Origin of the sequence: Vibrio sp. 10N.261.55.A7, assembly GCF_002877365.1 — a bacterium.
Lineage (GTDB): Bacteria > Pseudomonadota > Gammaproteobacteria > Enterobacterales > Vibrionaceae > Vibrio.
Genome location: NZ_MCWZ01000078.1, coordinates 1 through 4,728 on the forward strand (window position 1 = coordinate 1; position 4,728 = coordinate 4,728).

Here is a 4,728-nt window from a genome sequence, read left to right on the forward strand (position 1 = left end):
TGCGTGTGATCAGTTGATGGCCGAAATTGCCGTAAACATCAAACCCCGCGACGAGCAAATAGTGAATTCGTTCAAGCAGTGCATAATCAAGAACCCAAGCGGTTTTAGGGGGTGTTCCTACAAGACCTTGAACGACCGAAGCGCTGTCAAAATGTCGAAATATCGTAAGAGCGGCATTTTTATTGATGCCGTCGCCACTCCAAAGGATGTTAGTCGTGACGTACTCTCCACCTTGAAACTTCTCGTTAACGAACTCAGTTTTTGCCTCTAGGTAACGGGCTTGCTGACGAGCATAGCCTACCCAGTTTGTCAGTGGCACAGTATTGCTGTTTAGCTCAGAGGGTAGCCTTAAGTTATTCTCTTGAGAACGGTAAAACTCATTGACCTGTGGAAGGTCTGCTACGTCTGGGTCGACAAAGAAGATCCAAAATCTGTCGTTGATCACGTTGAGTGCCAATTGCCCACGACATACAGGACCCTTGATAAACCCTCCGATGGTGTTCTGGGCGTTATCAAGCATGAACTTAAAGCGAGAACGTACTGGCAAACTGGTAAAAGCGGTCAGAGGGTTTGCTGCCACATCAATCTGGTAGCCTGGCAATTCTGCAATAGAATAATCAGCGTCTATAAACCACGCTTTCCAATTCGCGATTCGTTCTTTATTTAAGGAGAATGGTAAGTGAGTTTTTGAAACTGTCGTACCTTGATCTGGTATCAGACGGTAGTAGACCCGATCAACGTTAGGGTCGTCGTATGGGCGACGTGTAGAGATTCTATCGACAGGTTTACCTGGTGGCGTCGATGATCGGACTAGTGTGAAGAATCGCGGTGATTGTAATTCATTCCCTGTTGGCTCTAAATCAGAAAAGTACAGGTGTGACAAAAAGAGATGCTCATAGATGTAGCGAGCAGAAAGTTGTGCTTTCTTTGAATTCTTGTTTAGCAGCGTTTCGTATTCATCAACTAATAACTGCTGTTCCGTCGTTAATGGAATCGGTTGATTCATTGCGGCTCCGCTCTGAATCCAAGACATAAGAGTACTGTATTCGTGGGAGTCTAGGTTTGGCATACCATAAGGCATCCCCCAAGTCGGATAGTCTTTTTCGTACTGATCAAACTCTTCTATTGTTGGGCACTCTTGGAGCCTGGAAGTCGAAAAGTCAAAGCCTTCTAACTGAGGAGTATCTTGTGGTAGTGGATGATTTTCCTTCTGCTGCAGCATACGCGCGATTAAACTCGCTTGAATATTTGCCGTTGACGTTTGATTTCGTTCATTCAAGATTGGATGAAACCCGAGATCACGCCATTCACCTGTAGAATGTGCATCTTCAAACAAACGTGTCGGTTTCGCCGCAGTGAGCCTTGTACCATGGTATACCAGAGACTCACTTCCTCCTCGTTCAATACCCTCAACCGAAGACATTTTAAGTTGGCAGGGAGCGTCATAACAAGCGTGACAAACAACACATCGATTATCGATGATTGGTTTGACTTCGTTTAGGAAAAATTGAGATTTAGGAGAATCTACTGCAACCATTCTATCTCTAACTTCTGGTTCGCCAAACAGCTCGTTGTAATTTAGGCCTGCGTACGTTGCACAGCCAGAGAAAATAAGTATCAAACTTAATGAAAGTAACTTATTAAAATTCATCACGTTACCAAGGTCTTTATACACTTTTCATTATTATACAATAAATATTATTATCAGCCAGTTGAAGACCTGCCTGAAATTGATTGCTCGCGCGAATGTTTGCGCCTAAGACAAAGCATGTTTGCATCTTAAACAAAGGGACATTAATAAATTCAGTAGAGCCAACGGTAAAAGAGGACTAGGGAAGGCGTTGATGCGCGATTGCTTGTTGTTCATTGACAAGCTTCGTTAGCAAGCCTAAGTGGCAAGCGATGCGGGATATGACGAATGAATCATTTAAGTGTTGAGCAGGCAGTTGTAGTTATCACGGTTAATAAAAAGGCCCAACAAAATGTTGAGCCTTAATCGATGCACTCTTACTGCAAAAGAGCGTTGTTGAAAGAGAGCCCGAGAAAGGCTCTACACGAGCAACTTATGCGTTAGACGTTTGAAGATCAGATGCTTGAACTTTTACTGGTTTAGTGACTAAAGCAAGAACCACACAGACAGCCATCATTGCTGCAGAAATAGTGTACGCAAGGCCGTATCCGCCATTGCTTGCCATTGAATAGCCAACCACTGCGACACCCAGTGCACCACCAATACCCCATGCAGTGTAAAGAACACCATAGTTAGTACCGTAGTTCTTAAGACCGTAGAATTCAGCCGTCAGTGATGGGAACACCGCTAGAAGAGTACCGTAACCGACTGCCGCAATTGCAGTACCAATGATCAATGTAAATTCAGAATCGAACGTTGCAAACAAGACCATGTTTACTCCCTGCAAAATGAATGCAAGCAGTAGAGTGCGTACGCCACCGATTTTGTCAGATAGGATACCTGCACCAACACGGCCGCCTGAGTTAAATACAGCAAGAATAGACGCTAGGTACACTGCGTTTGGAAGGTTCGCTTGTACACTCGCAATGTTAGTGATGTTACCAATAACCATGAGACCCACTGACGCAGCAAATGCATACATTACCCATAGAGAGTAAAACTGTGGTGTTTTGAGCATTGTCTTCCAGCTGATATCGGTAGCTTGCTTGACAACAACAGGTGCTTGGCCAGCTTTCACTTTTGGTGCATCAGGAACGTAATCTGATGGTGGGTTGTTAATGGTACACGCAAGTGGCACAGCAATAGCAAGAACACCGACACCGAGAATCATAAATGCTGTGTTAATCCCTAAATCAGTGATTAGCATTGAAGTAAGCGGTGCAAGGTAAATAGCGGCAAGGCCAAATCCGGCTGCAATTAATCCGTTAACCATACCTTTCTTCGACGGGTGGAACCACTTCATTGCCGAAGGAGAAAGACACGCGTAACCAAAACCGATACCCGCACCTGTAATCACACCGAACGTTAGGTTAAGCATGAAAACAGAGTTAACGAAGCCAGAAGCAATCATGCCAAGACCCGTTAAAAGCGTACCCAAAATAAGAATCTTACGTGGGCCCATGCGGTCTTGAAGAATACCAGCAACAAGAAGACAAATAGAAAAAGTGATGGTAGCTGTTGCGTAAGGTGAAGAAGCGTCAGCTGCACTCCAGCCAAAATCAGTAACAAGCGCTTTGTTAAATACACTCCAAGCATACAGTATGCCAAGACAAAGGTTGATACAGAATCCTGCTAAAAGGATACGCATAGCTTTATCGATCTTGCTCATTTTCATTCCCAATGTTGCCCAAAAATTAGGGCGCGGTTAGTGGTATTCATTAAAAATTAGTTTGCGTTTATCAACATAAATCGCAACGAGCGCGGATTATAACCAATATAAATGTGATTGGAATCTCTTTTTCTATTAATAACCTATTTAATCTTGATACGTTAATTCCTTGAGTTAATTGTTAATTTGCTGTGTTTGTTTTTATGGTGTTTGACTTAAATTCCTCCAGAATAGTCCACGTCAAAAAGTGAGTTTAAAGAGATGTTTAGCAGCAGAATTGATATTGATATCGCTGTGTATCAAATAAATTGATTTATGTGCGATGCGTATACATTTTCAGTATTCATAGCATGCAAAAGATAGCTTTCATTTATAAAATCCAGCTTAGGTTTTAAGTACTACCGAGCCACCTTGTTATGGAAAAGAACGAAAGACAGGGTCTTTAAAACTATTCATTCATTATTTAGATAAATGGGGTGAATTGGTCAGTAGTGATAAACGTTGATAGTTAGCTCTAAATCAAATTTCGAAACAATCTTGACCATCTAGGTAAATTAGATTGTTATATTAGCAAGATACCTTACATTTCAACGTCGACGTATTGTCTCGAATACCTTAGTAATCGACGTTACTTTTGGCCGATAATCGAAGAGAGTCTGAATGGCAGATAGCAGAAAAGCCGCACTCATTGTGCAGGGGGGAGGGCAGAAAGGTGCATTTTCTGCCGGTGTTCTTGATCAATTCAAGCAGCAATATTTTAACCCCTTTTCTTACTATTTGGGGACGTCTGCTGGCGCGCTGAATATCGCTGCGTTTATTGCTGGTCAAACGGGTTTAGCGCTTGATTTCATTTTGAACTACACAACCAATCAAAAGTTTTTCGATTTTAATAAGTTTGTGCAAAAAGACCAACCGATGGACCTTGATTGGGCTTTTCAGTTTATTGAACGTGGCGAGTTTCCTCTGGACATAGAAAAAGGCAAAACGTTCTTAGAAACGCCCTACTTAGGCCAACATAGAGAAGCGCTCGCGTGTATTACTCATGTAGAAGAACTCAAAGACTATTACTACCCCATTTTTTCAGACAAGTGGTTTGATGTACTCAAAGCAACCAGCGCGATCCCTGTTCTTTACTTCGATGATATTGAATTCGACGGTGCAACGTGGGTGGATGGTGGCGTCACATCGACTATCCCTGTTGAAGAAGCGTATCGTCGTGGTGCAAAAGAGTTAGTCGTGATTACCACGGAACCGATAACCAATGCACAACCTGAAAAGCCTGCGTTTTCTCAGTTTTCATTAGAAGTAGAAACGGGGTTGGATCTCCTCATTGAGAAGTACGGTCTTACTGGCCACGTTGATAAGTTGAATGATTTCCAGCGTCAGTTTACGAAAGGGATTGAGCAGCTTAAACAGGACTATCCATCTC

3 protein-coding genes are annotated in these 4,728 nt (G+C 42.7%); 1 reads left to right on the forward strand and 2 read right to left on the reverse strand.

Annotated elements, in window-relative coordinates:
* The coding region (locus BCU12_RS06110; protein WP_102403466.1) for a fatty acid cis/trans isomerase at nt 1–1,651 on the reverse strand (1,651 nt) is incomplete at its 3' end.
* A 412-nt stretch (nt 1,652–2,063) separates the two neighbouring features.
* Nucleotides 2,064–3,299 (reverse strand): OFA family MFS transporter, encoded by a 1,236-nt coding sequence (locus BCU12_RS06115; protein WP_102403465.1) that lies wholly within the window; start codon nt 3,297–3,299, stop codon nt 2,064–2,066.
* A gap of 660 nt (nt 3,300–3,959) precedes the next feature.
* Here BCU12_RS06115 and BCU12_RS06120 point away from each other — a divergent pair.
* Nucleotides 3,960–4,728, forward strand: a 769-nt coding sequence (locus tag BCU12_RS06120) for a patatin family protein (RefSeq protein ID WP_133153820.1), incomplete at its 3' end; no start/stop codon positions are given.

What these genes read in the sequence shown, in the direction of transcription:
- BCU12_RS06115 (WP_102403465.1), bottom strand. Translation starts at nt 3,299, where the DNA reads ATGAGCAAGATCGATAAAGCTATGCGTATCCTTTTAGCAGGATTCTGT.